The 25,400-nt window shown below is 59.8% G+C and carries 38 protein-coding genes; 18 read left to right on the top strand and 20 right to left on the bottom strand.

All coding sequences use genetic code 11. The annotated features are described in order from the left end of the window. Positions 1 to 67: 67 nt before the first annotated feature. Both PHX69_RS00555 and PHX69_RS00550 read left to right on the top strand, forming a co-directional pair. Positions 68 to 715, top strand: a complete 648-nt coding sequence (locus PHX69_RS00555) for a DUF47 domain-containing protein (protein ID WP_288041841.1) — start codon at positions 68 to 70, stop codon at positions 713 to 715. 21 nt (positions 716 to 736) lie between these two features. After that, a complete protein-coding gene (locus tag PHX69_RS00550) occupies positions 737 to 1,747 on the top strand; it encodes an inorganic phosphate transporter (protein ID WP_119011952.1) in 1,011 nt (336 codons plus the stop codon). 92 nt (positions 1,748 to 1,839) lie between these two features. Here PHX69_RS00550 and PHX69_RS00545 read toward each other — a convergent pair whose 3' ends face one another. After that, the gene (locus PHX69_RS00545) at positions 1,840 to 2,364 is read right to left on the bottom strand and encodes a GNAT family N-acetyltransferase (RefSeq protein WP_119011951.1); all 525 of its coding nucleotides are present in this window, start codon (positions 2,362 to 2,364) and stop codon (positions 1,840 to 1,842) included. A gap of 129 nt (positions 2,365 to 2,493) precedes the next feature. On the opposite strand from PHX69_RS00545, the gene rpsP reads away from it, so the two are divergent. The 6 genes from rpsP (at position 2,494) to PHX69_RS00515 (ending at position 6,546) form a co-directional block, all read left to right on the top strand. Beyond that, positions 2,494 to 2,745, top strand: coding sequence for a 30S ribosomal protein S16 (gene rpsP / locus PHX69_RS00540; protein ID WP_119011950.1), 252 nt, complete (start codon positions 2,494 to 2,496; stop codon positions 2,743 to 2,745). Between the two features lie 88 nt (positions 2,746 to 2,833). Beyond that, positions 2,834 to 3,403 carry a ribosome maturation factor RimM gene (gene rimM / locus PHX69_RS00535; RefSeq protein ID WP_288041838.1) on the top strand — a complete coding sequence of 190 codons (570 nt, stop codon included), beginning with the start codon at positions 2,834 to 2,836 and terminating at the stop codon, positions 3,401 to 3,403. A gap of 28 nt (positions 3,404 to 3,431) precedes the next feature. Next, positions 3,432 to 4,190, top strand: coding sequence for a tRNA (guanosine(37)-N1)-methyltransferase TrmD (trmD, locus tag PHX69_RS00530; RefSeq protein ID WP_119011949.1), 759 nt, complete (start codon positions 3,432 to 3,434; stop codon positions 4,188 to 4,190). 116 nt (positions 4,191 to 4,306) lie between these two features. Beyond that, complete coding sequence (gene rplS, locus PHX69_RS00525) at positions 4,307 to 4,702, top strand: 50S ribosomal protein L19 (RefSeq protein WP_119011948.1); 396 nt, start codon at positions 4,307 to 4,309, stop codon at positions 4,700 to 4,702. A 76-nt stretch (positions 4,703 to 4,778) separates the two neighbouring features. Continuing rightward, positions 4,779 to 5,489: a CoA pyrophosphatase gene (locus tag PHX69_RS00520; protein WP_374761657.1), complete on the top strand. Its 711-nt coding sequence runs from the start codon at positions 4,779 to 4,781 to the stop codon at positions 5,487 to 5,489. A gap of 70 nt (positions 5,490 to 5,559) precedes the next feature. Continuing rightward, positions 5,560 to 6,546 carry a CobD/CbiB family protein gene (locus PHX69_RS00515; RefSeq protein WP_288041837.1) on the top strand — a complete coding sequence of 329 codons (987 nt, stop codon included), beginning with the start codon at positions 5,560 to 5,562 and terminating at the stop codon, positions 6,544 to 6,546. A gap of 19 nt (positions 6,547 to 6,565) precedes the next feature. On the opposite strand, the gene rsgA is transcribed toward PHX69_RS00515, so the two are convergent. Genes rsgA through PHX69_RS00500 form a run of 3 tightly spaced genes read right to left on the bottom strand, consistent with a single transcriptional unit; the run spans position 6,566 to position 9,169 of the window. Continuing rightward, a complete protein-coding gene (rsgA, locus tag PHX69_RS00510) occupies positions 6,566 to 7,519 on the bottom strand; it encodes a ribosome small subunit-dependent GTPase A (RefSeq protein ID WP_288041836.1) in 954 nt (317 codons plus the stop codon). A gap of 1 nt (position 7,520) precedes the next feature. Beyond that, complete coding sequence (locus tag PHX69_RS00505; protein WP_288041835.1) at positions 7,521 to 7,853, bottom strand: 4a-hydroxytetrahydrobiopterin dehydratase; 333 nt, start codon at positions 7,851 to 7,853, stop codon at positions 7,521 to 7,523. Beyond that, positions 7,850 to 9,169 carry a M48 family metallopeptidase gene (locus PHX69_RS00500; RefSeq protein ID WP_241524857.1) on the bottom strand — a complete coding sequence of 440 codons (1,320 nt, stop codon included), beginning with the start codon at positions 9,167 to 9,169 and terminating at the stop codon, positions 7,850 to 7,852. The genes PHX69_RS00505 and PHX69_RS00500 overlap by 4 nt, the downstream gene beginning before the upstream one ends. A gap of 37 nt (positions 9,170 to 9,206) precedes the next feature. Here PHX69_RS00500 and orn point away from each other — a divergent pair, with 37 nt between their 5' ends. Continuing rightward, positions 9,207 to 9,785: an oligoribonuclease gene (gene orn / locus PHX69_RS00495; RefSeq protein WP_119011942.1), complete on the top strand. Its 579-nt coding sequence runs from the start codon at positions 9,207 to 9,209 to the stop codon at positions 9,783 to 9,785. 255 nt (positions 9,786 to 10,040) lie between these two features. Beyond that, positions 10,041 to 11,924 carry a DEAD/DEAH box helicase gene (locus tag PHX69_RS00490; RefSeq protein ID WP_288041834.1) on the top strand — a complete coding sequence of 628 codons (1,884 nt, stop codon included), beginning with the start codon at positions 10,041 to 10,043 and terminating at the stop codon, positions 11,922 to 11,924. Between the two features lie 98 nt (positions 11,925 to 12,022). Here the strand turns inward: PHX69_RS00490 and PHX69_RS00485 are convergent, their stop codons facing one another. The 7 genes from PHX69_RS00485 to PHX69_RS00455 form a co-directional block, all read right to left on the bottom strand. Next, a complete protein-coding gene (locus tag PHX69_RS00485) occupies positions 12,023 to 13,255 on the bottom strand; it encodes a multidrug effflux MFS transporter (protein WP_288041833.1) in 1,233 nt (410 codons plus the stop codon). Positions 13,256 to 13,501: 246 nt separating this feature from the next. Next, the gene (locus PHX69_RS00480; protein ID WP_288041832.1) at positions 13,502 to 14,542 is read right to left on the bottom strand and encodes a tyrosine-type recombinase/integrase; all 1,041 of its coding nucleotides are present in this window, start codon (positions 14,540 to 14,542) and stop codon (positions 13,502 to 13,504) included. Further along, the gene (locus tag PHX69_RS00475; RefSeq protein ID WP_288041831.1) at positions 14,542 to 14,775 is read right to left on the bottom strand and encodes a hypothetical protein; all 234 of its coding nucleotides are present in this window, start codon (positions 14,773 to 14,775) and stop codon (positions 14,542 to 14,544) included. The genes PHX69_RS00480 and PHX69_RS00475 overlap by 1 nt, the downstream gene beginning before the upstream one ends. Next, positions 14,772 to 15,233, bottom strand: coding sequence for a hypothetical protein (locus PHX69_RS00470; RefSeq protein ID WP_288041830.1), 462 nt, complete (start codon positions 15,231 to 15,233; stop codon positions 14,772 to 14,774). The genes PHX69_RS00475 and PHX69_RS00470 overlap by 4 nt, the downstream gene beginning before the upstream one ends. After that, on the bottom strand, positions 15,226 to 16,281 hold the full coding sequence (locus tag PHX69_RS00465; protein WP_288041829.1) for a hypothetical protein: 1,056 nt from the start codon (positions 16,279 to 16,281) through the stop codon (positions 15,226 to 15,228). The genes PHX69_RS00470 and PHX69_RS00465 overlap by 8 nt, the downstream gene beginning before the upstream one ends. 141 nt (positions 16,282 to 16,422) lie before the next feature. After that, positions 16,423 to 16,710, bottom strand: coding sequence for a hypothetical protein (locus tag PHX69_RS00460; RefSeq protein ID WP_288041828.1), 288 nt, complete (start codon positions 16,708 to 16,710; stop codon positions 16,423 to 16,425). Further along, positions 16,707 to 16,868 carry a YlcI/YnfO family protein gene (locus tag PHX69_RS00455; RefSeq protein ID WP_288041827.1) on the bottom strand — a complete coding sequence of 54 codons (162 nt, stop codon included), beginning with the start codon at positions 16,866 to 16,868 and terminating at the stop codon, positions 16,707 to 16,709. The genes PHX69_RS00460 and PHX69_RS00455 overlap by 4 nt, the downstream gene beginning before the upstream one ends. Positions 16,869 to 16,974: 106 nt before the next feature. On the opposite strand from PHX69_RS00455, the gene PHX69_RS00450 reads away from it, so the two are divergent. Then, positions 16,975 to 17,439: a toxin-antitoxin system HicB family antitoxin gene (locus PHX69_RS00450; RefSeq protein ID WP_288041826.1), complete on the top strand. Its 465-nt coding sequence runs from the start codon at positions 16,975 to 16,977 to the stop codon at positions 17,437 to 17,439. 18 nt (positions 17,440 to 17,457) lie between these two features. Then, on the top strand, positions 17,458 to 17,772 hold the full coding sequence (locus PHX69_RS00445; protein ID WP_288041825.1) for a hypothetical protein: 315 nt from the start codon (positions 17,458 to 17,460) through the stop codon (positions 17,770 to 17,772). A gap of 137 nt (positions 17,773 to 17,909) precedes the next feature. On the opposite strand, the gene PHX69_RS00440 is transcribed toward PHX69_RS00445, so the two are convergent. The 5 genes from PHX69_RS00440 to PHX69_RS00420 form a co-directional block, all read right to left on the bottom strand. Then, positions 17,910 to 18,764 (bottom strand): hypothetical protein, encoded by an 855-nt coding sequence (locus PHX69_RS00440; RefSeq protein WP_288041824.1) that lies wholly within the window; start codon positions 18,762 to 18,764, stop codon positions 17,910 to 17,912. Continuing rightward, positions 18,715 to 19,473: a hypothetical protein gene (locus PHX69_RS00435; RefSeq protein WP_288041822.1), complete on the bottom strand. Its 759-nt coding sequence runs from the start codon at positions 19,471 to 19,473 to the stop codon at positions 18,715 to 18,717. The genes PHX69_RS00440 and PHX69_RS00435 overlap by 50 nt, the downstream gene beginning before the upstream one ends. Positions 19,474 to 19,495: 22 nt before the next feature. Further along, on the bottom strand, positions 19,496 to 19,675 hold the full coding sequence (locus tag PHX69_RS00430; RefSeq protein WP_288041821.1) for a hypothetical protein: 180 nt from the start codon (positions 19,673 to 19,675) through the stop codon (positions 19,496 to 19,498). Then, positions 19,672 to 20,172, bottom strand: coding sequence for a hypothetical protein (locus PHX69_RS00425; protein ID WP_288041820.1), 501 nt, complete (start codon positions 20,170 to 20,172; stop codon positions 19,672 to 19,674). Before PHX69_RS00425 ends, PHX69_RS00430 begins: the two co-directional genes overlap by 4 nt. A 125-nt stretch (positions 20,173 to 20,297) precedes the next feature. Beyond that, the gene (locus tag PHX69_RS00420) at positions 20,298 to 20,603 is read right to left on the bottom strand and encodes a hypothetical protein (RefSeq protein ID WP_288041819.1); all 306 of its coding nucleotides are present in this window, start codon (positions 20,601 to 20,603) and stop codon (positions 20,298 to 20,300) included. Between the two features lie 148 nt (positions 20,604 to 20,751). Between PHX69_RS00420 and PHX69_RS00415 the strand changes: the two genes are divergently transcribed. Both PHX69_RS00415 and PHX69_RS00410 read left to right on the top strand, forming a co-directional pair. Next, entirely contained in the window at positions 20,752 to 20,934 is a 183-nt protein-coding gene (locus tag PHX69_RS00415) for a type II toxin-antitoxin system HicA family toxin (protein WP_288041818.1), read from the top strand. A 20-nt stretch (positions 20,935 to 20,954) separates the two neighbouring features. Continuing rightward, the gene (locus PHX69_RS00410; protein WP_288041817.1) at positions 20,955 to 21,350 is read left to right on the top strand and encodes a type II toxin-antitoxin system HicB family antitoxin; all 396 of its coding nucleotides are present in this window, start codon (positions 20,955 to 20,957) and stop codon (positions 21,348 to 21,350) included. A gap of 82 nt (positions 21,351 to 21,432) precedes the next feature. On the opposite strand, the gene PHX69_RS00405 is transcribed toward PHX69_RS00410, so the two are convergent. From PHX69_RS00405 to PHX69_RS00395, 3 genes are all read right to left on the bottom strand, one after another. After that, a complete protein-coding gene (locus PHX69_RS00405) occupies positions 21,433 to 21,918 on the bottom strand; it encodes a hypothetical protein (protein ID WP_288041816.1) in 486 nt (161 codons plus the stop codon). A gap of 9 nt (positions 21,919 to 21,927) precedes the next feature. Beyond that, positions 21,928 to 23,049 (bottom strand): helix-turn-helix domain-containing protein, encoded by a 1,122-nt coding sequence (locus tag PHX69_RS00400; RefSeq protein ID WP_288041815.1) that lies wholly within the window; start codon positions 23,047 to 23,049, stop codon positions 21,928 to 21,930. A 225-nt stretch (positions 23,050 to 23,274) separates the two neighbouring features. Continuing rightward, complete coding sequence (locus PHX69_RS00395; RefSeq protein WP_288041814.1) at positions 23,275 to 23,691, bottom strand: helix-turn-helix domain-containing protein; 417 nt, start codon at positions 23,689 to 23,691, stop codon at positions 23,275 to 23,277. A gap of 67 nt (positions 23,692 to 23,758) precedes the next feature. Between PHX69_RS00395 and PHX69_RS00390 the strand changes: the two genes are divergently transcribed. Then, complete coding sequence (locus tag PHX69_RS00390) at positions 23,759 to 23,977, top strand: helix-turn-helix domain-containing protein (protein WP_288041812.1); 219 nt, start codon at positions 23,759 to 23,761, stop codon at positions 23,975 to 23,977. Between the two features lie 3 nt (positions 23,978 to 23,980). Beyond that, a complete protein-coding gene (locus PHX69_RS00385; protein ID WP_288041811.1) occupies positions 23,981 to 24,364 on the top strand; it encodes a helix-turn-helix transcriptional regulator in 384 nt (127 codons plus the stop codon). Positions 24,365 to 24,378: 14 nt separating this feature from the next. Here PHX69_RS00385 and PHX69_RS00380 read toward each other — a convergent pair whose 3' ends face one another. Beyond that, the gene (locus tag PHX69_RS00380; protein WP_288041810.1) at positions 24,379 to 24,627 is read right to left on the bottom strand and encodes a hypothetical protein; all 249 of its coding nucleotides are present in this window, start codon (positions 24,625 to 24,627) and stop codon (positions 24,379 to 24,381) included. A gap of 153 nt (positions 24,628 to 24,780) precedes the next feature. Between PHX69_RS00380 and PHX69_RS00375 the strand changes: the two genes are divergently transcribed. Both PHX69_RS00375 and PHX69_RS00370 read left to right on the top strand, forming a co-directional pair. After that, a complete protein-coding gene (locus PHX69_RS00375) occupies positions 24,781 to 25,059 on the top strand; it encodes a hypothetical protein (RefSeq protein WP_288041809.1) in 279 nt (92 codons plus the stop codon). After that, entirely contained in the window at positions 25,056 to 25,298 is a 243-nt protein-coding gene (locus PHX69_RS00370) for a hypothetical protein (RefSeq protein WP_288041808.1), read from the top strand. The genes PHX69_RS00375 and PHX69_RS00370 overlap by 4 nt, the downstream gene beginning before the upstream one ends. Positions 25,299 to 25,400 lie beyond the last annotated feature (102 nt).

The following is a 25,400-nucleotide window of genomic DNA, read 5'->3' as shown; positions in this document are numbered from 1 at the left end:
ACGCATTTGACATATTTTTGTCATGGCTGCGTAACCATCTTGTTCTGATTCCTCCCTAGGAGCCCCCATGCTATTTGGCAAACTGTTGCCGCGCGAAGGTAATTTTTTCGAAATGTTCAACCAGCACGCCGACCGCATCGTCGAGGCAGCGCGTGCTTTTGAACAACTGGTGGCCCACTACGGCGATCTGAATTTGCGCGAAAAATACGGCCAGGAGGTGGACGCAGCAGAGGCCGCCGCCGACCGCGTGACCCACGAAGTCAACAAGGCCGTTCACAAAACCTTTATCACCCCGATTGACCGTGAGCAGATCCACTCGCTCATCAACGCCATGGACGATGTGGCCGACCTGATCCAGGACTCGGCGGAAACCATGGCGCTGTATGACATACACCACATGACCGAGGAGATCACGCGCCTGACCGACCTGAGCGTCAAATGCTGCGAGCGCCTGCGCGATGCGGTCAAGCTGCTGGACAAGCTGGCCGACCCCGCCACGGCAGAAGCCGCGCTCAAGACCTGTGAAGAAATCGATCGCCTGGAAAACGATGCCGACCGCGTGCTGCGCAGTGCCATGAGCAAACTGTTCCGTGAAGAACCCGATGTGCGCGAGCTGATCAAGCACAAGGCCATTTACGAGCTGCTGGAAACCATCACCGACAAGTGTGAAGACGTGGCCAACCTGATCGAGGGCATCGTCCTCGAAAACTCCTGATTTTGACGGGACGGTTCACTGATGGAAACCGTACAGACAGCCCTGTGGGTCGTGGTATTGCTGGTGGCGCTGGCAGTGCTGTTCGACTTCATGAACGGGTTTCACGACGCGGCCAATTCGATTGCCACGGTGGTCTCTACCGGGGTGCTCAAGCCGGGTCAGGCCGTGGTGTTTGCTGCCTTTTTCAACTTCATTGCGATTTTTGTGTTCCACCTCAGCGTGGCGGCCACCATCGGTAAAGGCATTGTCCAGCCTGGGGTGGTGGATACGCACGTGGTGTTTGGTGCGCTGGTGGGCGCCATCACCTGGAATGTGATTACCTGGTACTACGGTATCCCCAGCAGCTCATCGCACGCACTGATTGGCGGCATCGTGGGTGCCGTGATTGCCAAAACGGGCGCTGGTGCGCTGGTGGCGTCGGGCATTTTCAAAACCGTGGCCTTCATCTTTATCTCGCCGCTGCTGGGCTTCACGCTGGGCTCGTTGATGATGGTGGCGGTGGCCTGGATTTTTCGCCGGGCACGCCCCAGCGGGGTGGACAAATGGTTCCGGCGCCTGCAACTGCTTTCGGCTGGCGCCTACAGCCTGGGCCACGGCGGCAATGACGCACAAAAGACCATCGGCATCATCTGGCTGCTGTTGATTGCCACGGGCTACACCTCGGCCAGCGATACCTCGCCACCGACCTGGACGATTGTGATTTGCTATGCGGCCATCGGCCTGGGCACCATGTTTGGTGGCTGGCGCATCGTCAAGACCATGGGCCAGAAGATCACCAAGCTCAAGCCGGTAGGTGGTTTCTGCGCTGAAACGGGTGGTGCCATGACGCTGTTCCTGGCCACCATGCTGGGCATTCCGGTATCGACCACGCACACCATCACGGGCGCCATTGTGGGTGTGGGTTCTACGCAGCGCGCCAGCGCCGTGCGTTGGGGCGTGGCGGGCAATATCGTCTGGGCCTGGATTCTGACCATTCCAGCCAGCGCGTTTGTGGCCGCTATTGCTTACTGGGTCAGTTTGCAGTTGTTCTGATAGTAACCCTGGCGTGCTATTAAATAAATAGCTTCTGGCGCTTGCTGCACAAGCGCTGGAGGCTATTTTTATATGTAATCGGCTCGGTGGCGTTATTCGGGTGCCGTGCTGTCGCCAGCGCCCAGGGGTTTTTCCATCAGCACGATGTCGCGCCAGGCGCCGTGCTTCCAGCCCACCGAGCGCATCACGCCCACTTCGGTAAAGCCCAGCGCGCGGTGCAGCCCGATGGAGCCAGCGTTGGCGCTGTCGCCAATCACGGCCAGCAGCTTGCGTACACCGGCGGCCTCGGCCTGGCACGCCAGGGCGTGCAGCAGCTGGCGCCCCACACCCTGGCCGCGTGCGCTGTCGGCCACGTAGATCGAATCCTCGGCAGAAAAACGGTACGCCGGGCGCGGCTTGAACCAGTTGCAGTAAGCAAAACCGACCACTTGCCCTGCTTGTTCCGCCACCAGGTAGGGCAACCCTTTGCCGAGCACGTCGGCGCGGCGCATGGCCATGTCGGCGCTGCCGGGCGGGTCGATCTCGAAGGTGCCGGTGCCGTGCAGCACATGGTGGGCGTAAATGGCGGTGATGGCCGTGATATCGGCCTCCTGGCTTGCGCGGACGGTGGTGGTCATAACAGGGGAAGTGGCTATAATCGGCGGCTTTGCAGCGTGTCGCTGGCCGGGTGGTCATGTCGCGTGTCTCAACGCTGCGAACTCATGGGCACAGTGCGCGTCGCTGGCCTACCACCCGAAGGATAAATCATGGTCGTCATTCGACTCTCCCGCGGCGGCTCCAAAAGCCGTCCTTTCTTCAACATCGTCGTTGCTGACAAGCGCGTGCGCCGCGATGGCCGCTTCATCGAGCGTCTGGGCTTCTACAACCCCACCGCCAAGGGTGGCGAAGAAGGCCTGCGCATTGCGCAAGACCGTCTGACTTACTGGACTGGCGTGGGCGCACAAACCTCCCCCACCGTCGAGCGCCTGATCAAGCAAGCTGCCAAAAAGGCTGCCTGATTCTGGTTGTCTGACCAAGGCGGGTTTCGTCGGTGTCCACTGACGAAGCCCGCTTTTTCTTTTGCCTGACGTCTTTATTTTTTCCACCATGTCCACTGAACTGAAGCTGGAGCCTGCCCAGCTGCCCGCAGATGCGATTGAAGTCGGTCGCATTGCCGATGCCTGGGGTGTCAAAGGCTGGTTCAAGGTGCTGTCGCACAACGCCGCCCCCGAAGCTTTGTTTGCTGCCAAGCGCTGGTATGTGCAGCCGAGCGAAAAAGGTGCCCGTACCTTCAGCGGCACCGCGTTGCTGGAGATTCGCCAGGTGCGCCCGCACTCCGACACCATCGTTGCCTGGGCGCAGGGCATTGACGATCGCAATGCGGCCGAAGCGCTGCGCGGCGCGCGCATTTTTGTGCCGCGCGCTGACTTTCCGAAAGCCGAGGCCGATGAGTATTACTGGGTCGATCTGATCGGTCTGGAGGTGGTCAACCGCGAAGGTGTGGTGCTGGGCCAGGTGCGTGATCTGATGTCCACTGGCCCGCAAACTGTGCTGGTGCTGGCACACGAGCAAGACGGAAAACCCGTAGAGCGCATGATTCCCTTCGTTTCGGCTTTCGTGGACAAGGTGGAGCTGTCCGAGCGGCGCATCACCGTGGACTGGCAGCCCGACTACTGATCGTTGCTGTTCCTTTCCCCGCTGCACTATGCGCTTTGACGTCATTACCCTGTTTCCGGAGCTGTTTGCGCCGTTTCTGGCCAGCGGCGTGACCCGCCGTGCCTACGCGCAGGGGCTGGTGGATGTGCGCTTGTGGAACCCGCGCGACTACGCCGAGGGCAACTACCGCCGCGTGGACGATCGCCCCTTTGGCGGTGGCCCCGGCATGGTGATGATGGCGCCACCCCTGGAGCGTTGCCTGGCCGCCATTCGCGCCGACCGCGCAGAATCCCCTGATACGCAGGCACCACTGGTGCTTTTTTCGCCCATCGGCACTCCCATCCAGCACGGTGTGGTGGCGCACTGGGCTGCCAGTGCAGGCGCGGTGCTGCTGTGCGGGCGCTATGAGGGCATTGACCAGCGTTTCATCGATGCGCACGTGGACGTGCAGCTCAGTCTGGGCGATTTTGTGCTCTCCGGCGGCGAAATTGCCGCGCTGGCGCTGCTGGACGCGGTGGCTCGGCTACAGCCCGGCGTTCTGAATGACGAAGGCAGCCACCAGCTCGATAGCTTCAACCCAGCGCTCGATGGTCTGCTGGATTGTCCGCACTACACCCGCCCGGAAGAATGGAATGGCCGCACCGTGCCGCCCGAGCTGCTGTCGGGCCACCACGCCCACATTGAGCGCTGGCGGCGTGACCAGCGCCTGGCTACCACGGCCAAGCACCGCCCCGACCTGATTGCCGCCGCGCGCGCAGCCGGGCATCTGGCGCCCTTGGATGAGGCTGCGCTGGCCCGCCTTGCCTGAAAAGCTATAATCGCGGGCTTTTCGATCCTCTGGCCGGCCGCCTTGTTTTGCACAAGGCCCAAACGTCAATCCCGACAATGCCAATGATGGCGCGGACATGATCGGTGGATGCAAAAATGAACCTGATCCAGACCCTGGAAGCGGAAGAAATCGCCCGCCTCAACAAAACTGTTCCCGAATTTGGCCCTGGCGACACGGTCATCGTGAGCGTGAACGTGGTGGAAGGCACGCGCAAGCGCGTGCAGGCTTACGAAGGCGTGGTGATTGCCAAGCGCAACCGCGGCATCAACAGCGGCTTCACCGTGCGCAAGATTTCCAACGGCGAAGGCGTGGAGCGCACGTTCCAGACCTACAGCCCCCTGATCGCCAAGATCGAAGTCAAGCGCCGTGGTGATGTGCGCCGTGCCAAGCTGTACTACCTGCGTGACCGCAGCGGCAAGTCGGCACGTATCAAGGAAAAGCTGCCACAGCGCGTCAACAAGGCGGCCGCTGCCGCTGCCGTGGCCGCATAAAGCGCCACTGCCTTGAGCGCCCCAGCCGCTACAGCATTTGCCTGTAGCGGCTTTTTCTTTTTTTCAGAGCATCGCCGTGACTTCTGCGCCAGCCCCTTCTTCATTGGCATCGCTGTCCTCGTTGCCCGATTTTGACCCGCGCCATGTTCCCGTGGTGGGGGTGGACAGGCATTTGCCCCGCGTGGCACCGTCGCAGACCACGCCGCAGGCCCTGCGCCAGCGCTTTGCTGCGCCGCCCGCCTGGGAGCCCGAGGTGGTGCAGGAGAAGAGCTTTTCCAGCCGATCACCGGCACATGCTGCGGTGCTGGTGCCCATCGTGCTGCGCGAGCAGCCCACCGTACTGCTCACCGAACGCACTGCGCACTTGTCCACCCATTCCGGGCAAGTGGCCTTTCCGGGGGGGCGCGCTGACCCCGAAGATGCCAGCCCCGCCGACACCGCCTTGCGCGAGGCCTATGAAGAGGTCGGTCTGGAGCCGCATTTTGTCGAGGTACTGGGCTCGCTGCCTACCTACGTGACAGGCTCGTCGTTCATCATTTCGCCGGTGGTAGCGCTGGTACAGCCGCATTGCGTGCTGCGTCCCAATCCGCACGAAGTAGCCGATATTTTTGAGGTGCCACTGGCCTTTTTGCTTAACCCGGCACACCACCAGCGCCATGTTTTTGAATGGCAAGGGGTGCGGCGCGAGTGGTTTTCCATGCCCTACCAAAGCGGCCCCAAGAACCATTACATCTGGGGCGCCACTGCGGGCATGCTGCGCAACTTTTACCGCTTTTTGCGCGCCTGATCCCGTCCAGGGCGCACACGCAGCCAGCGCCCGGGCGGTGGGGTGTAGGGGGTCGGTATCATTCGTCTCCATGAGTTTCTTTGCCATCCTGTTTGCCTTGCTGATCGAGCAGGCGCGCCCGTTGGCACGCAGCAATCCGGTGCATGCGGGTTTGCGCGCGTGGTCGCTGTCGGTGAGCCGCAATTTCGATGCGGGCAAGCCGCACCACGCCTGGGTGGCCTGGGGCCTGGCCGTGGTGCTGCCAGCGCTGCTGGCGTTGGCAGTGCACTGGCTGCTGCTGTGGGGCCTGGGTTGGCCTTTTGCCGTGCTGTGGAACGTGGCCGTGCTGTACCTCACGCTGGGGTTTCGCCAGTTCAGCCACCATTTCACCGGCCTGCGCGATGCCTTGGAAGAGGGCGACGAAGACCGTGCCCGTGAGCTGCTGGCGCGCTGGCAGCAGGTGGATGTGGGTGATCTGCCGCGCAGCGAGATCGTGCGCCATGTGATCGAGTACTCGGTGCTTGCTGCACATCGCCATGTTTTTGGCGTACTGGCCTGGTTTTCAGTGCTGGCTGCGTTTGGCATGGGGCCCATGGGGGCGGTGCTCTACCGCATGGCCGAGTTCATGGCGCGCTACTGCAAGCGCCAGCGTGGCATTGCCACGCAAACGGCCAGTGTCGCTTTGCAGCGGGCTTCTGCGACGGCATGGACGGCGGTGGACTGGCTGCCTGCGCGCCTTACGGCCTTGTGCTTTGCCGTCGTGGGCAGCTTTGAAGAAGCGATTGAGGGCTGGCGTTTTCATGCCCAGCGTTTTCCCAACGACAACGATGGTGTGGTGCTGGCTGCTACAGCCGGGGCCATCAACGTGCGCCTGGGCGGCGAGGCGCTCAGGGCGCGGGTGGAGTGGCTGGCTTCCCAGGGCTTTGAGGATGATGCCGAGAGCGGCGATGGCGGCAGTACCCCGGGCCGTGAGCCCGAGGTGGGGCACCTGCGCAGCGTGGTCGGCCTGGTGTGGCGCTCGGTGGTGGTGTGGTTGCTGCTGCTGGCGCTGCTGACGCTGGCCCGCTTGCTGGGGTAGGGCGGTGGCGTTGGCTGCGTCAGTAGCGGGTGTGGCCCAGTTCGGCAAATAAATCGCTATATATTTTATAGCGGTTAGCGCTGATTCCGTGGGCCTCAGGGGCGTTTTTGACTGCATCCAGAACGCCGCAGCCCGGTTCATGCAGATGGGTGCAGTTATAGAACTTGCACTGCGTGGCGTGGGCTGCAATGTCGGGCATGCAGCCGGCCAGCTGCATGGGGGCGATATGTTGCAGACCAAACTCCTGAAACCCCGGCGAATCGATCAGTGCCGTGGTGCGTTCTGCATCCACCCAGTACAGCGCGGTGCTGGTGGTGGTGTGCTTGCCCGAGTTCAGCGCCTGCGATATTTCGCCCGTCAGCACGGTGGCGCCCGGCACCAGCAGGTTGATCAACGTGCTTTTGCCCGAGCCTGAAGGGCCCAGCACCAGGGTGGTTTTGCCCTGCAAATGCTCCAGCAGCAAGTGGCGATCGGCATCGCCCGAGGCGGTCAGCGACAGCGGCAACACGCCATAGTGGGGGCTACCGTCTGCATCCCGGATGTGCCGGTAGGGCAGCAGGCGCTCCCAGGCACGGGCAAACGGCTCCACCAGATCGGTTTTGTTCAGGGCGATCAGGGGCCGGATGTGGGCCGCTTCGGCAGCAATCAGCGCGCGCGCCAGCTGGCTTTCGGAAAACACCGGCTCTGCGGCAATCAGGATCAGCACCTGATCCAGGTTGGCCGCAAACGACTTGGTGCGGATCTCGTCCTGGCGGTAGAACAGATTGCGCCGCTCCAGCACTTTTTCGATCGTGCCCTCGTGGCCTTGGCCTGCGGGGGCCGCCTGCCACAGCACGCGGTCGCCCACGACCGCCTGGCTTTTTTTACCACGCGGGTGGCAGATGCGACGCTGGCCGTCGGGGGTTTCGACCACACAGTGGCGTCCGTGGCTGGCCACCACCAGGCCCTCTGTGGGCGTGCTGCGCTCTGTCATTTCAGGTCAGCAGTGCGTCAAAGCGGGCTGCGCAATCAAAGTCGGTGGCAGAGATGCCGCCCACGTCGTGCGTATTCAGGCGCACCACGCAGCGGTCGTAATGCACCGACAGGTCAGGGTGGTGGTCTTGTATGTGGGCCACCAAAGCCAGCGCATTCACGAAGGCGATGGTTTCGTAGTAATTGGCGAAGCGGTAGGTCTTTTCGAGGGTCGCTGGTGCGCTGTGGGTGTCCAGTGTCCAGCCTTTGAGCAGGGCCAGATTTGCTTCTATTTCTGTAGCTGTCAGCGCACGCCGGGTCTGGCTTGACCAGTCTTTTTGCTTAAAAATTGTCATGGTGTAGTGGCGGAAAAAGGGATGCGTTCCAGCCGTTCGCTGGCCGGTGGATGGGAATAGTAAAACTTCACATACACCGGGTCGGGGGTGAGTGTGGAGGCGTTGTCCTGGTAGAGCTTGAGCAAGGCCGTGGCCAGATCGGCGCTGTGCGTCTGGGCCATGGCGTAGGCGTCGGCCTGGAATTCGTCGCGGCGGGAGAGCTGCGTGAACAAAGGCGTCAAAAACACCGTGAACACCGGAACGGCCAGCAAGAACAACAGCAGCGCCAGCGCATCGTTGGGCCCGCCGGGGGCATCGGGCAGCAGCAGCGTCAGGCTGGGGCGCACACCCAGGCCGGTATAAAACCAGGCCTGCGTGGACAGCCAGCCCAGCAGGGCAAAGCCGGCCAGGCTCAGGGCGAACAGGCCGACCATGCGCTTGAGGATGTGGCGGTGGTGAAAATGCCCCAGCTCGTGGGCCAGCACGGCTTCCACCTCGCCGGGGGTGAGCTGGTTCAGCAGGGTGTCGTAAAAAACCACCCGTTTGGCGGCACCAAAGCCGGTGAAATAGGCATTGGCGTGGGCGCTGCGCCGACTGCCATCCATCACAAACAGGCCCTTGGCGGCAAAACCGCAGCGCTGCATCAGCGCCGTGACGCGCGCTTTGAGCGCGGCGTCTTCCAGTGGCTTGAACTGGTTGAACAGCGGTGCAATGAAGGTGGGGTAAATCACCATCAGCAGCACATTGAAGCCCATCCACAGGCCCCAGGCCCACAGCCACCACAGCGTGCCCGCACTGCCCATGAGCCACAAAATCAGCGCGACCAGTGGCAGGCCGATCAGGGCCGAGAGCAGGGTGGACTTGAGCAGATCAGCCAGCCACAGGCGCGGTGTGGTCTGGTTGAACCCAAAGCGCTGCTCCAGCACAAAGGTTTGGTACAGCGTGCTGGGCAGATCAATGAGGCCGCTGATCAGCGCAAAGCTGGCCAGCAGCGCCACTTGCTGGGGCATGCCGGGGCCGATGGCCTCCAGCAGCAGCTGGTTGAGCCAGTCCAGCCCGCCAAGAACCGTCCAGCCCAGCAAGACGGCAGCGCCCAGCGCCATCTCCAGCAGGCCAAAGCGGTTTTTGGCGATGGTGTAGTCGGCCGCTTTCTGGTGTGCAGTCAGTGCAATGTGGGGGGCAAAGCGGGCAGGCACCTGCTGGCGGTGCTGTGCCACATGCCGTATCTGGCGCGTGGCCAGCCAGAATTTGAGCACCAGACCGAGCACCAGCGTGGCGACAAAAACAAGGGTCAGGAGCAGCGAGGGCGAGAAAAAATCGGGCGTAGGAGCAGGCATGTCGGGCGAGTGTAGGGCATCAGCGACAATGCCGCCCATGCCAGAAATCCCCCCAATCCCCCCCGTATTGCTTGCCAAATCCGACCAGAACCTGGTCTGGCTGGATTGTGAAATGACCGGTTTGAACCCGGAGACAGAGCGCATCATTGAAATTGCCGTGGTGATCACGGGCCCGCAACTGGAGCCGCGCGTGGAGGGGCCCGTGTTGGTCATCCACCAGTCCGACGAGCTGCTGGGCAAGATGGATGCCTGGAACAAAGGCACGCACGGGCGCAGCGGCCTGATCGACAAAGTGAAGGCTTCCACCACCACAGAAGCGCAAGCCGAAGAAGAGCTGCTCCAGTTTTTGAAAAAGTATGTGCCCAAGGGCAAGGTGCCGCTGTGCGGCAACAGCATTGGCCAGGATCGCCGTTTCCTCGCCCGCTACATGCCCAGGCTGGAGGCGTTTTTGCATTACCGCAACGTGGATGTCAGCACCCTCAAGGAGCTGGCCAAGCGCTGGAAACCCGAGGCCTATTCCAGCTTCAAGAAAGCACAAAAGCACACGGCGCTGGCCGATGTGTACGAGTCGATTGACGAACTGGCGCATTACCGCGCACGGCTGCTTGCAGTGTAGGGTCTTGCGGGAAAACCCGCATTAGTGTCATAATCTCGTGCTGCATTGCATACGCCATGCAGTTTGCGCATCTCCCTTCACACACCGGGTCTGCAATATTTCAGGGCTTGCCACGGCAACCGCCCTGTTATTGCAACAAATACCCAGCCGCACCGGCCCCATGCCCGTGCAGGTTTCGTTTGATGGTTGATGTTTTTTAACCATTGACGAAGCCATCGCAGGCTGCGCCTGCGACCGTTTTCGTGTGAGAAAAATATGACCGACACTTTCCAAGTGCAGGGCGACTTCGCGCCTGCTGAATCTTTTGCTGCTGATATTTCCGTGATCGACACCGTCGAATCCACCGAGGCCGTCACCGTCGAGCCCAATGGCTTTATCGAACTGGGCCTGGCCCCTGAGCTGGTGCAAGCCGTGGCCGATCTGGGCTACACCCAACCTACCACCGTACAGCTGAAGGCCATTCCTTTGGCCATGGGTGCTGGTGGCGAAAACGGCCGCTACATCGACTTGATGGTTTCCAGCCAAACCGGCAGCGGCAAAACCGCCGCCTTCTTGCTGCCAGTGCTGCACACGCTGATTGGCCAAATGGCCGAAGCCGAAGCCGCATCCCGCGCCGAGTACGAGCAAGCCGCCGCCGAAGCACTTGCCCGTGGCGAAGCCCCGCCCAAGCGTGCCAAGCGCAAAGACCCCACCAACGCGCGCAACTTCAAGGCAGCCACCCCCGGTGCCCTGATTCTGTGCCCCACGCGTGAGTTGGCGCAGCAAGTGGCCCACGACGCCATTGATCTGGTCAAGCACACCCGTGGTTTGCGCGTGGCCAACGTGGTGGGCGGCATGCCTTACCAATTGCAAATTGCCAAGCTGCAAAACGCTGACCTGGTGGTAGCCACCCCGGGCCGTCTGCTGGACTTGCAGCGCTCCATGCAGATCAAGCTGGACAAGGTTCAGTTTCTGGTGGTGGACGAAGCCGACCGCATGTTGGATCTGGGCTTTTCCGATGATCTGGCCGAAGTCAACCAACTGACCAGCCAGCGCAAGCAAACCATGATGTTCAGTGCCACCTTTGCGCCGCGCATCCAGCAATTGGCCATGCGCGTCATGCACGACAACGGCTCGTCGGTCAAGAAGATCCAGAACGACGCTCCCCACGAGAAGCACGTCAACATCAAGCAAGTTTTGTATTGGGCCGACAACGCACAGCACAAGCGCAAGATGCTGGATCACTGGTTGCGCGATACCTCCATTAACCAAGCCATTGTTTTTGCCAGCACCCAGGTTGAGTGCGACGGATTGGCGGCTGATCTACAGCAAGAAGGTTTTAGCGCAGTGGCGCTGCACGGTGCCCTGAGCCAAGGCTTGCGCAACCGCCGCCTGATGGCACTGCGCCAGGGCCAAGTGCAAATTTTGGTGGCTACTGATGTGGCCGCGCGCGGCATTGATGTGCCCACCATCACCCACGTTTTCAACTATGGCCTGCCCATGAAGGCCGAAGACTACACCCACCGCATTGGCCGCACGGGCCGTGCTGGTCGTGACGGTCTGGCCATCACATTTGCCGAGTTCCGCGACCGTCGCAAGATTTTCGATATCGAAGGCCATACCCATCAGCAGTTCAAGTCCGAAGTGATTCCGGGCCTGGAGCCGGTGCAGCGTTTCCCGCAGCCTGGTAGCCGCCCACAAGGCGACTTTGGTGGTGGTGGCCGTGGTGGCCGCAAATTTGGTGGCGGTGGCTCTGGTGCCCGTGGCGGTTTTGGCGGTGGCTTTGGTGGCGACCGCGAGCGCAACTTTGGTGGCGCCAGTGGTTTCAACGACCGCCAGCGTGTGCAAGGCCGTCCCGGCGATGATCGTCCGAACGGCGGTGGTGGTTTCGGTGGTGCGCCGCGTGAAGACCGTGGTTTTGCGCCCCGCCGTGATGGTGAAGGCTATGGCCGCAAGCCTGGTTTTGGCGACAGTGCCCGCCCAGGGTTTGGTGCTCGCCACGAAGGTGGCGCCCGTGGTGACTTTGCCCACCGTGGTGAGGCGGCCCCCCGTGGCGACTTCGCACCCCGCAAGCCCGCTTTCTCCAAGCCAGGCGCTGGTGCAGGCAAGCCTTTCGTGCCGCACGATGCACGCAAACGTCCCGCACGTCCTGCGCGCTAATCGCGCTGTGGCGTAAGAAAAACCGGCCCAAGTGGCCGGTTTTTTTATGCTTGCTCCGGTTTGTTGGTTGCCCAACCCGCAGAGCGGTGTTCTGGATCTCAATGCAATGTGTTGGTCCGGCCAATCTCGGGCCAACGCTGGTGCAGATAAAACCAGGCGACAAGGCCGATGCCCAGCATGCACAGCGACGCTGTCGCCAGCAGCAGGGTGGAGTGCATGACCAGCGGTACGACAACACCAGCCACCAACCCGTTGGCAGTGGAGCCGATAAAGGCTTGCATGGAGGATGCCATCCCGCGCCGCTCTGGGTACAAGTCCAGTACCAGCAGTGTGACGACTGGCACCATCAAGGCCCAGCCAAAAGAAAAAATCGCAATCGGCAACAGAGCCCAGGCGACATGGGCTGGAAACAAGGCGTTGGCGATCAGGTTCAGCGCCGATGTTGTCAGCATGATCACGAAACCGTGGCGTATTTGGTGTTTGGGTGCGACTTTCCCGGCCAGACGGCCGCTCAGCCACGCGCCGCCCATGATCCCCGAGATCGTCATCACAAAAAACCAGAAAAACTGCCCCGGCTCCAGTCCCAGGTGGTCGCCTAAAAATGCCGGTGCCGCCAGCACGTACAGGAACATGCCGTTGAAAGGGATGCCGCTGGCCAGTGCCAGTAGCACAAAACGTGCGCTGGAGCCCAATTGCCAATAGCCCCGCATCAGGTGTCGGGTGTTGAAGGGCTGGCGTTGCTGTACATGCAGTGTCTCGGGCAGCAGCCGGTAGTTGGCCAGCCACAGCGCTGCGCCCACCAGCGTCAGAAACCAGAAAATGCTGTGCCAGCCGGTATGCACATACAGCCATCCGCCCACCATTGGAGCGATGGCCGGGGCAATGCCAAAATAAATCGTGACTTGGCTCATCACCCTCTGCGCCTGCGCTGGCGGAAACATGTCACGAATCACCGCGCGGGATACGACGATGCCTGCACCGGTGGACAGGCCTTGCAGTGCGCGAAACATGACCAGTTGGCCAATGCTCTGGGACAACGCACAGCCCGCTGATGCCAGGGTGAAAATGGCGATGCCCCAGAGCACCACCGGCCTGCGGCCAAAACTGTCGGCCAGCGCACCATGGAACAAGTTCATGAAAGCAAAGCCAAACAGGTATGCAGACAGCGTTTGCTGCATTTGCACTGGCGTGGCCCCCAGGGCCTGTGCCATGCCGGCAAATGCGGGCAGGTAGGTGTCGATGGAGAAGGGGCCCAGCATGCCCAGCAAGGCCAGCAAAAAGGCCAGTGCCCAACGGGGAGCCTTCCATAAGAGGTGGGCGTCAGGGTTCATAGTGTGTGCTTTGCCGTAGGGGGCAGACTTTTCAGGGGGGCAACGAAAAAAGGACTTGGCTGAAAGCCAAGTCCTTTGAAGTGGTGGTGGGTCCTGAGTGACTCGAACACTCGACCTACGGATTAAGAGTCCGAGGCACATTCAAGCATTATCGCGGCTTACAAGCCCATCCGTGGGAATTTCTGAGTTTTTTCAGCCACTCTCCTGCGCGGCTTTGCCGGGGCATCTTCCCACCAAAAAAAGGGGCTATCCAAGCCCTTTGCGCACAGAAATTCGGGAGCGGTCATACACCTTGGCTGTCGTCTTGGCGTCAGAATGCAGCTCTGGCAATGCCCCGTACTGGGCCTTGTGTTGGGTGGTGTAGTAGGCCCGCAGGTCGTGGAAGGTAAAGCGGCGATTGATCACTTTTTCTTCCAGCGCTTGGGCCATTGCTCGTCGCCAAGTCGAAGTAAATCCGCTGTCTGTGTAGGGGTTGCCGTCGCGGGTTGTGAAGACGTGAAGGCACTCATCGGGCCGGGGCAGGGCGCGCAGTCTGCGCACCAGATCTGCCATGGCCGGCGAGATCGTCACGTTCTCTGCTCGCTTGGTGCCACCGTGCTGCTTGGCGCGCATCAACCGGATCACGCTGCCTTCGCTGTCGATTTGCGGCAGGGTCAGGTGCAGGAACTCAACTCGACGCGAACCCGCCAGAGCGGCGAACTCGGCCATCAGGGCGATCACCAGGCGTTGCTGCCCCTGATTTCCAAGCCACGAGACGAATCGCATGAAATCGACTGGCTCTGGTGCTTCGGTGCGGGGGCGCTCCTGATTGCGTTTCACCTGTTTGCAGGGGTTCACGTCGATGTCGCCGCGCTCGACGGCTACGTTCATGAGGTTCGACAGCAGGGCGATTTCCCGATTGCCGCGCACCGGTGCATCGGCACGCTCCACCCGCAGGTAGCGTGCGATGTCGGTGGGCCGGATCAGCCGGGCAGAGACTTTGCCCATGACCTCCAGCAGTTTCACGCTGTAGGCGGCGTAGTCGCTCTTGGTACGCTCACTTAGGCGCGTCCACTGTGGCATCTCCTGGTAGGCCCGCCACAGCTCGTTCAGCGTACCGGTGTCACTGCTGGAGCTGTTCATGTCCAGCACCTTCTGGATGGCAGCACGTTTGTCTTGGCCCAGGTTTATGGGCTTGCCGCCCACCGGGTGGTAGCGGTAGGTCACTTTGTCGCCACCTGCGTGGGGGCGTGCCTCCATGCGCGGCAGTAGGCCGAAGCCCGAGGCCCGATCTCGCTTGCGTCCCATCACTTGCTCCAGTTGAAACCGGTCGGTGCGTGATAGTCACCGGTTTTGTTCAGGCGCTCTTCGATCAGCTTGCGGCCCACCAGTGGCAGGCCGTCAGGGCGACGAGGCAGAGACGCCACGCCTAGCAGGATGCAGAGGCTCCGGTTTTGGGCGTGGCGCTGTGTCAGTGGGGCACACAGCTCATCGACCTCGGCTGCCGTCAGAAACGGGGTTGCAATGGCATCGGTGGTCATCGTTGTTTGCCCCTGCGCAGCAGTTCTCCAAACTGATTGGCTCTGTGCAGCACGAGCTCTGCGCGCAGCTCAGCGTTCTCGGCCAGCAGCACCTGCACCTTGGCCTGGGCTTCCGTCAAGCGCTCATAGGGAATCGTTTGGACTCCGTCTTTGGCCACCAAGAGAGGGCGTGGTTTGTTCGTGATCAGGCGAGCATGATCTATCAACTGCCCCAGAACCTGATCAGCGGTAGCGCTGGTAACGTGGGTGTTCCCCTGTTGCCTTGTGCTCTTCACGGTGATGTGCATGAGCCGGTAGGCCAGGGCCTGGTGCTCATCAATCCAAAGGTCGAAGTCGATAAGGCGCGGTGCCGTGCCCAGCGCCGTGCGAGCGTCCTGGACTGCGGGCTGGCGGATCAAGCCCAGCGCATGGGCCACCAGGCTGCCGGGCTTTGGTATGGTGGGGAGGCGGTCAGGCATGGTGACCCGCCTTATCGTGGTGCCCTTGCTCCAAGCGCTTCGCCTTGGCAGCCTCACGCCCCTTGCGCAGACGCTCGATGAGCTCACGCTTTTCTTTCTCGCGTTGCTCAGTCAATTGAAGATGGGCTTGCTCGGCTGCCTGGATGCGATGCTCTACCCAATTCAAGTTGCTGACATGGCGGCTGGCAAACTTCACCAGTTCTGTGATGATTTCAAGAAATCCAATGGTGATATTGCTGGTGCTTGCATTGTCATAGTCACCAAAGATGGACGCTCCAGCCAGCGCATCACGCAGGATGAAATTTAGGCCGGGATTTTCAATTGCGTGGTTTTGGTAAAACTGAACCAGCTCAACGGCAGCTCGCATGCCTGCGGCCCGGCCCTCGTGGTAGTGCAGGGCTGGAACACCAAAATGGGTTTTCTCGAAAACCTTTTTTCCGCTGCCCGCCTTGCGTCTGGTCGTGTATACAAAGGACAGTTCTGTGGTGTCTCGCAATTCACCCCCGGGCATCTCGATCCGCTTGGCATCAAAGTCCATACTGAGCCGCCGCTGAATGGCGGCATTGATGTGCTCGGCAACCGCTGTACGAGCTTCGCTTGAAAGGCACTTTCCCATGCCATCACAGAGGCTTGCATTGATCAGGATGCAGTATTTTTCGAGCATCTCCATGAGCATGGAGCCAGCCCTGTACCAAACAGCGCATCCCTCTGGATCGACGTGGAGCTGCATTTCCTTGAGTTGGCCATGCATCTCGGCTTCTCTGTCGACTACAAAGCGCGCGATCTCTTGACCTGTGTCGGGGCAGGCGCAGCCCATGGGGTTGGACGGTTTTCCACTCAGGCGCTTGAAGCCTGCTTCTTCGGCGCGCTCAACACGGTTTCCGTTGAATTTCTCGCCGACGGGGCGCAGTGCCAAGACAATCAACGTAGCGCTGGTGCTCGTTGTGTCGCTCGGCTGAACTGCCACTGGTGCAGGGGAGGGCGTTGCCTTGGTGCGTGCTGGGGCCTTTGTTGCGCCAGCATGTGGGCGCGTGCTAACCTCGGTCATGTGAATTTCCTTTGCTTTGTGAAGATTGCGGGGGGTTCATAGAAGCCGGTTTGCGGGTCCAAGCGCATGCCGGCTTCGCCTTTTGTGGGGTCACTTTGCCTTTGTCAGGTGGTAGCGGCTCAATGGAGCGCTCCACTTTTTTCACGCCAGCGCTCCTTTGGTATCGGGTACACGAGCCTTTTCCTCTATCGGGGGCAATCCTGCGAACTGGATCAGGAGCTTGACTGCGCCGTAGATGTTGGCCGCCTGGGTCAGGGCGCCTTCGGTGGTGGCTGTCGCCATCAGTTCGGCAGTGAGATTCTTGGCGGCCTCATCGACCGTCTTCCCGTCGGATTGGCTCAGCCAGCTGTCCAGCGCGAGGTCGTGCCCTGCGATTACCTCGTCTTTGTCGAGGCAAAGGATGGCTGTCATGTTGATGGTTTCGATCACTGCTGCTGTCCTTTCTGCGCGATTGCGCGCTCTACGGCTCGAACGATGAAGCTGTTGAGGCTGATGTGCTCGGTTTGGGATTTCGCTTTGGCCTTGTCCTGAATTGGCTGCGGAATGCGCAAGGTAATTCGGGTGTGCTGTACTTTTGGTTGGTTCATCAGATCACTCATTTAGACACTGTTTTAGTGTCGTTTTTTGAATTATGGATTTGACACTGATTCTGTGTCAATAGTCAATGACACTGTTTTGGTGGAAAATTGACGCATGAACGAAGAAGACCGATACACCCGCATCACACTGCGAATTCCCAAAGATTTGCATCAGGTTTTGACTGCAGCTGCCGAGAGAACATCGAAGAGTCTGAACGCTGAAATCATTGGGCGTCTTCAGGCTTCTGTGCCCGATGACACGGAGTCGAAGGCGCTTGCTGTGCTGCCTGAACGCAGTTCGATTCGGGATGACCTTGTGAGCGCAATTGCTCATCTGAACGCTCTCCGCAATGAGAAGGCGATTCTTGAGTTGCGGGTTGACTTGGCTGTAACTGCACGCAGTCCAATGCCAGATATTCGGGTCATCTCTGCCCGGCTTGATATGCTGAATTTTGAAATTACTCGATGTGAGAAGCAGATCGAACAATTCAAGGCTGAAGCGCTGGAGGCCTACGCAACTCCTCCTGATCAAGTTCTTGTGTCGGAGAAACCAAAGCGCGCCCGAAAGTCTAAGCCCTGACCCCACGTCTATCGCACCATGTCCGAACTGTCGTCTCTTGGGCCAATAGCATTGGGCGTCATCGTGATCGGTATGGCGCTCCTGCTTGTGTTTGGTGTTTTTCAGGTAATCCTTGTCTTGCCTGCTCGATTCATCAATCACCTTGCTGATAAGAGCCCCATGGATGACTTCGGCGGAAAAGTTATTGCGCTTTCGTTCGCCCTTGGCCCGGTTTGTGCCGGTGTTGCGTTGATGTTTCTGGAAAAGCAAGATTTCCTGTTGGCGATGGTTATAGGCTGGGTGGCAGCAATTGCTATCTTGATGCGCTTGGTGGACGCAAAGCCCAAGCCCTGACTCCACCTGCTCACCCTTGTGGGGGATCAGGTCTGATCTGACCCCTTGCCGAAGCTCGTCCTGCAAGGCGAGCTTTCGCGCAGGATTGAGCCAAAGCCCTGACTCCGCCGCAATGGGGTGGTGAAACGCCGCCCGACTCATGCCCAACCCCCGCTGATCAGGTTGCGCAGGATGTCGTCGGTTTCGGTGCGATCCATCCTGCTGTCCTCTTCCATGAAAGCGAAGATGGCCAAAGCCTCTTCTTTTGACCGTGGAGCAATGCGAGCCATCGAGCGAAAACAGTAATCGTCGTGGGCCTGGAAGGCTGGCCAGTGGTCTCCGGCGTTGTCAGCGCAGGCGTGGCGAAGCCAGTACAAAGTGCTGCTGAATTCCATCGCGTGCATGCAATCGGCCAGGGTGTGTGGCATCAATTCAGCGTGCTTGGCGAAACGCGCATCAGCCTTTTCGGAGTCGTACTCACGCCAGCCATATTCGGTTTCCGGTCGCTTCAAACCGCGTAGCGCCTTCTTGCAGGCAGCCTCGGCAGGCGTGTCTTTGAACACGTTGTCGATGCTGCCAAAGCGGGCCACGGCATCGTTGCGCTTGGCAAGCTTCTCGCTGGAGCTTGAAGCCAGGCTCTCCAGATTGGCGAACCCCATGCCACCAAAGATCACCGCGAATGGGTTACCGCCGCTTGCGATGCGCAGGTGTTCGCAATAGCGATCCTCCAACTCCTTGGCCGGGGTCTTGATCTTCTTGAAAGCTTCCAAGGCCTGCGCGATCAAGGCAGCATGGCCAGTCTTGATGCAGTCGCGCAGCCACAGCACGGCGTCAAGTTCACGGTCTCCTGTGACCGTCTTTGGCGCTGGCGTTTCAGGCACCGTCAGCGCGGTGCTGGAGCTGGTCTGGATTGGTGGCAGAGAGAAGAGGGCGCGTAGCGCTAGGTTGTTTTGCATTGCTGCCTCACTGAATTGGGAAAACCGGGCCGCTGTAGAGGTCATCAAGATCAGCATGGGCAATAAAGCGCTCCACCTCCTCGACGCTGATGCCGTGCTTTTCGGCAATTTGCTGTGAGGTGAATACGACTTGACCGTCTTCACCCACATGGGTGGCTTTGGGCAGCAAGTCCATTTCCCTGGCTTTGGCAGCCATTTCCTGCTTGAACGACTCAGGTGCGAACTTGTGCAACTGCGCAAACAGGTGGGCGTGCTCTGGCTTGCGGATGGCGTTCTTGCCTTCTTTTTCCACGATGGCGCGCAGTGCCCGGCCTGCCTCCCAGAAACGCGGGTCAATGCCGTCTGGCCCAGGGCGCGTGAAATGAGGATTGGTCTCGGGTTCGTGTCGGCCTGGGTGCTTCGTGGCCGTAACGAGAGGGGCGCTTGGGTTGTCAGTGCGGGCCGTGTTCAGAACGTCCTGCATGATCTGGCCCTGCACGTCGTTCGGAATCATGCCCACAGCCTCTTGCACTAGGTTCTTGAGCCGAGGGTTGACGTCGTTGCGATGCATCAGGGCCCACACGGTGCTCGACTGCAAGAAGCCTTTCTTTTCTGCTTCATGAAGCGTGCGTTCCACCAAGCGCATTGCGTTGGTGCGGCCTTGTGGAGTCGTCTCATTGGGATCGCCGAAGATCGCGTCGGCGGACAGCAGCACCGCTCCGGCGAGATTCACGAGGTATGAGTCGCTGCCGTCGGGGTTCGGCATGAACATGCGATTTTTTGCCATTTGGATTTCCAATCTGATTGGGTTACAGCAGGTGGCGCGCGGCGCGCGCCACTTCGGAGCGGCGCTCAACGCTGCGGCGGCGTTGCGTGGTGCGGTGATTGCGCCAGAGCAGGCCACCGGCCCAGGTCAGGGCCTCGAGGTGACTGGCCCCGGCAGTGCGACGCATGCGCGCCAAGCGCAAGAGGGTGGCGACCGTGCTCATGCCGGTTCGCCTTGTTCAATGCTTTCTGCATCCAGGTGTGCGCCGATCAGTGCCGCTTCGGTGGGAATGGGGGCGCGGCGGGGCGACTCGTTTACAGGTGCTGCGGTGCGCAGGCCTTGGGCGGTCATGACGCCATTGATGGCGCGGCGTGCCCGGATGGCGCACTCTCGGCTGATGGAGTTGGCGATTACCAGCAGACCGGCTTCCAGGGCCTCAGCTGTCAGTGGCGCAGCGAACGCGATGCTGAAAGCATCTTCTTGCTCGTCTTGAGGTGCAGGTGTGGCACTTGCCTGCAAGGCGGTTGTTTCTGCCTCGTAATGGGCAGCAAGAGCACAGACACGGTCTGCCCAGGCGCGTGCTTCAGCGGCTGCATGGCGCAGTCCACAGACCGCTTGAGGCCAGCGGCCAGACTCGATGGCGTTGTGCGCCAGGGCGCAGCGCTTTTGGTGATCAACGGGGGCCGCTTCCAGTAGGACGGCAATTTCGGCAACTTGCATCTTCACTCCTTGCACCTGTTGTGGTGTGTGGAATGAAATATGCCATAAAGAATAATTAAAGTAAATCTTTTAAGAATATTTTTTTGCTCTGACCTACATGTATCAGCGCCACGATGTGAGTTCGTTTAGGCCAGCCGCACCTCGAAGTAGCAGCCCTCTGCATCACCTATCCCCTGAAAGCCTGCCTCGTTCGCGGCAGCTGATGCCTTGCCCCATTGCTTGAACACTGCCTTGGCGTGCGCAGTGATCTCTTCTGGTGGCGTGTCTTCCAGGCTTTGCACGATGGCCAGCGCATCGGCGACTTGTGCCGGGCCACCGAACTGGCGCTCAAGCACGCGGGCGTAGCGCGCCTCGGCTTTGGCGCGGTCGGCATCTGGCATGGCGGGGCAGTCGCACAGGGCGACCGAGTAGCTTTTTTCCATCACTTCCATGAGGCATCTCCAGTAGTTTTACTGGATAAATATACAGTTTTGCTGTGTCGTGTGAAAGCGCCAAAAGCTGCGCCGCCGGAGAAGGATTGCTTGTTGGGTTCTCAGTGACATTGCCATCGGCTTACGTGTGGTGGGTACAATAACCACCATGAACAGCAAGCAAGTGATTAAAAAGCTGGAGGCCGATGGCTGGTATCTGGCGCGGGTGAAGGGCTCGCACCACCAGTTCAAGAACGCCAGCCGGCCCGGCCTGGTCACTGTCAAGCACCCGGACGGGGACATCCCAAAGGCCACGATGTACAGCATTGAGCGCCAAGCGGGCTGGCGCTAAACGTTGAAGGAGAGAACGCGATGAAATTTATTGTGGTACTGCATACGGACGACGGCCAACGCTACGGCGTGACCGTGCCCGACCTGCCTGGCTGCTTTTCAGCCGGTGATGGCTTGGATGATGCGCTGGAGAGCGTGCGCGAGGCGATTGATCTGCACGTTGAGACGCTGATTGAAGACGGGGCAGATATTCCACGCACCGGCACGCTGACAGCTCACCAGGCCAACCCTGACTATGCGGGCGGGGTGTGGGCGGTGGTGGATGTGCCGGTGGAGAAATACCTGGGGCCTGCCGACAAGATCAACATCACGGTGCCACGCATGGTGCTCAACCGCATTGACGAATACGCCAAGAAGCACGGCCAAAGCCGCAGTGGCTTTATGGTGGAGGCGGCCAGGGCAGCTATGCACGCTTGAGGCGCAAAAAAACCGCCTCGGTGGGCGGCTTTGGGTGAAAAGCCCGCGTGGGGCGGGCAACCCTGTCGGTGGCGATGTCCTCTTATGCGGCTTCGCCACTCCCATATCCGGGGGAGTTCAGTCGTTCTTCGACGTCATATGTGAAATCCATATCGAGTTCAATCTGCTGCTCATCAGGATGCTTGCTGTTCCAGATCATCTCGTCAATCTTCAAATGCACGGCGTCACCAACCATCTGTTGCCGACGATCCGACAGCGAATACAGCATCTGCGGTCGAGTTGCATCCTCAATGTCGAACCAGAGTACCAACTGGCGGCCATCGCGCGTCCGTTGACGCATCGCATGGTTTGCTCTATACGACAACCCAGTTTTGGAATCGACCCTGTATTCAGCCCGCGCAGCGTCCGCGAGCTGGGCTGCGAATAATTCACGGGCGGATTTTGGCTTTGGCATCGTCGCTCCGAGCTTGATCGCCCAATCAGCGACCCTTTCTAAGTCGACAGATTTTTCACCCGTTTCGGTCTTGTAGCGCTGGATCAAGGCTTGCAATTGCTCGTTTTTAGTCACGGAGGCCCCCTAGTGAATACCCACCGGGGCGACATCGCCCCAGCCATCTACGATTGCGCTCGGAAGAACGCGGCTTCGAATTTTTACCATGTGAGACCTGAACAGGTCATACCTACCAGTTTTGAACTGAATCTGACCTGCTACAAGCGCAGGATGAACACCCAACACCTTAGCTAGTCCCAAAAAGTCCCGCTCCGGAAAAATGGGCGCCTTCCGCTTGATGAAGCTGTCTATCCGTGCTCTCGGGGCGCAAAACTCAGACGCCGCGGAATTGGCCAATTTTTCTTCTTCGTCAATGGCAACTCCTCCAAGATCCACGTCCAGGGAGGGGTCGTGCATTCCGTGCTTCTGGAGCACATGTTCTAACTCATGTCGAAGAACAAACCAGAAGTTATCCATGCGATCAAATCGCATGGTCATTCCAATCACCGGCGAATGCTCATTCAACCAAAGGCAAACTCCGTCAATTTTTGAAGACTTCAAGCTTTCCACGATGACCAACCGTATTCCGCACTCCTGAAGAATGCGCGGTGCGTGGCGTGCTTCTTCTGGAGCGCTAAGCAACGCCTTCAATCTCGGAATCGCTGCTCGTAGCGCAGATTCGTCATAGCGGGGGACTAGCAGCTCTTTGGAAATCTGGCGAACGCGATACAGCCAAGCCAGTTGAGCTGCAGTAGGTTCAGAGCCCGCGGATGTTTTTTTGGCCGCATGAGGGGTCGCAGAAATCTGTGCAGGGTTTTGACCATCAAAAAAACGAAAAAGCTCTTTATCGACCGCATCGAGATCTCGGATGCTCTCCACATTGATCCATCGGCGTTGGATCATCTCGGAAACCGGCAGATTCGCGAATACTTGAGCCCGCATGGCGCGGACGGGGTTCGGCCTACTGACAATACGCGCCCGGGCGAGGTCAAAAACGTGCTGCAGAGCGAGAAATCTCGACGCGTCCACATTAAAGACTTCTTCGAAGGAGATCGCTATCTCTGCTGTAACAGCTTGGCTACCAGAGATGAGTTTGTTGAGCGTGGATTCGCTCATCGAGAGAACGGCGGCCAGAACTCTTTGATTCCAGCCTCTATCCTGAAGGAGGGCTTCGATCAGCTGGCCTGGGGTTTTGAATTCTTCTTGCACACCAGTTATTTTGCCACCAAAGAGTTGCGAAATTTCGAAATTTCGAAATTTTTATGTGAATTGGGTGGCTTGCAGCATCGGGCGATTCTCTCTTGCGCACCACCCCCAAAGCGCCATCGCCCCAAGCATTACCGCACCTCAACCCCCGGCAGCAATTCCATCCCCACCCGCTGCTCCCCGTAGCTGATCGGCCGCCCCGCTCGCGCATCGTCTGCAGCCGTCCGCTCACCCGCGCTTCATGAGCACAGCCAGCAGGCTGCTCCTGAGCTTCTTGCTGTCCGGTGCCAGCGTCAGTGCCTGGAGCAACGGTGCTGCTTCCAAGCGGGCGGCCTCGGGCAAGGTCTCCAGGGTGTTTGCAAGTACATCCAGCATCTGCTCCAGTGTGGGCTCTCTTAGTGCTGGCGTGGAGACTGCCACGGCGGGCGCGCCGCTGAGTAGCATTTCTCCGCACCCCGTGTCCAGCCAATCTGGGTTCACACCATAGGCTCTGGCGAGAGCCAACAAACCGACGGAGCGCAACGTCTCGCCCCTCTCGATTTTCGATATGTCGGATTGTTTCACCCCGGATACCTCCGAGGCTTGAACTTGTGTGAGTTCGGCGTGTTTGCGTGCGCGACGCGCGCGAGCGGCGAGAGTATCCATGTTCTTATTTAATCTCACTTGAATATTCCTTTGGGACATGTCAGAATAGTCCGAAAGGAATATTTTTATGAACTTGAGTCCCCGCGAATTAGTCCTTGCTTTGAGGGGCTTTGGACTTACCCAGAAGCAGATCGAAGAGGAAACCGGAATTCCTCAGCCAGCGGTTAGCAAGATTGAGCGCAGCGAGTCCAAGGATGTGATGTCCAAAAACTACCGAGCCCTGGTTGCATTGCACGCCAAAAAATGCCAGGCAGCTGCGATCGAGACCGCTTCTTCTTCGGACTAACCCATGCCTCGCATCATCGAACTCCACCCCGGCGAGAGCGTGACTCTTGCGGATGGCACTGTGGTCAAGGCCGTGTCGTCGCCTGCTGCCGATTTGCAATCCAGCCTCTTGGTATCTGGCGCGACCATGACAAGCCGGGACGCACTCAAGAACAACCTCAAGTCGATACGTGAGCGCCTCTGCGTCTCGCAGCAAGCACTCGCAGCCGGGATTGGCTGCACCCAAGGAAACGTCGGCCACTACGAGCGCGGGCAAACGTTGCCGCCTGAAATGGCACGCAAGGTCATCAATTTCGCTCGATTGCATGGACTTGAACTGTCGTTCGACCACATCTACGGCAGCGCGTCTTTGCCCATCATCACCGCCGCGCAGAAAGCGGGCGCCTGACCCGTGGCCCCGTATTACAGCGCCCCCCGCGCGCGCCACACAGGCCGCTGCGCTCTGTTCGCATCCATCACCACCCTGCTCACCCTGCAGTCGATACGCAGCTCACCGGCGATCCAGCACAGCTCTAACCGCGAGGTGTTCAGCACCTGCACACGCTGGCCTGTAACCGCGTCGGTGTTCAGCGACAGCGCCGTGCGTGTGCTGCGGTGGAAGGGGGCCAGGCGGTGGGCCTGCAAGTCGGTGGAGGTGTTTGGTGTGTTCATGGCTGCATTGCCTATTTTTTCACTGGGACAAGGTAGTCAAGTGGCGTCAAAACACTTGAGCCGCTGTGGCGCGCGCAATTCATCGACCTTCAATTTTTTCCCCTCGGCGCTTCGTGTGCTGGCGGGGCCTTTTGACACCACCAGGACAACCGCATGAATCATCACGATGACGGCGTGCCCATGTTCGCCCGAGGGCGAAACGACGATCGCCAAACCACTGAACTGCGCGCTGAAATCCCCAAGGACGTCATGAACGTGATTGATGCGACGTGGCAGCACCGTACCCGCCATGACGCGAAGGCCAGCCGCAACAGCGTGGTCAACGAAATCTTGGGCGCATGGGCAAGAGAGAAATGGCATGAGGCAAGTATGGTGATGAACCTCGCGCCCAGCAATCCGATGGCACCGGAATCGCAGGATGGGCGCTCATGAACGCCTTCACCCACCGCGTCTCGCCCATCAGCCCATTCAAGCTGCCCCAGCAGCCCCGCGTGCTGCGCTCTATCGCCCAGCAGCCACCCCAGTGCGACCACAGCTGGATTGCTACCCCTGGCACTGCCGCAGCTGGCAGTGACCGTCATGCCGCCCAGCGGGCACTTCAAGAAATCAATGCACCGACACAGGCGCGCCAGGGCGCGCGCTTTGCCGTGTGCGCCGGGACAGCCCGGTAATGAGGTTTGACGCCACGGCTAGCGAGCGGCTGATCCCCGCAAGCGAAAAGCAGGAAATGCCCGCCTGCCTGCCGGTGGTTTCTTTTTTTACGGGCGTTGAGA

This window comes from Simplicispira sp., assembly GCF_028687295.1.
Classification (GTDB): domain Bacteria; phylum Pseudomonadota; class Gammaproteobacteria; order Burkholderiales; family Burkholderiaceae_C; genus Simplicispira; species Simplicispira metamorpha.
The sequence above is the reverse complement of the archived record's forward strand: the minus strand, read 5'-3'. Positions and strand labels throughout refer to the sequence as shown.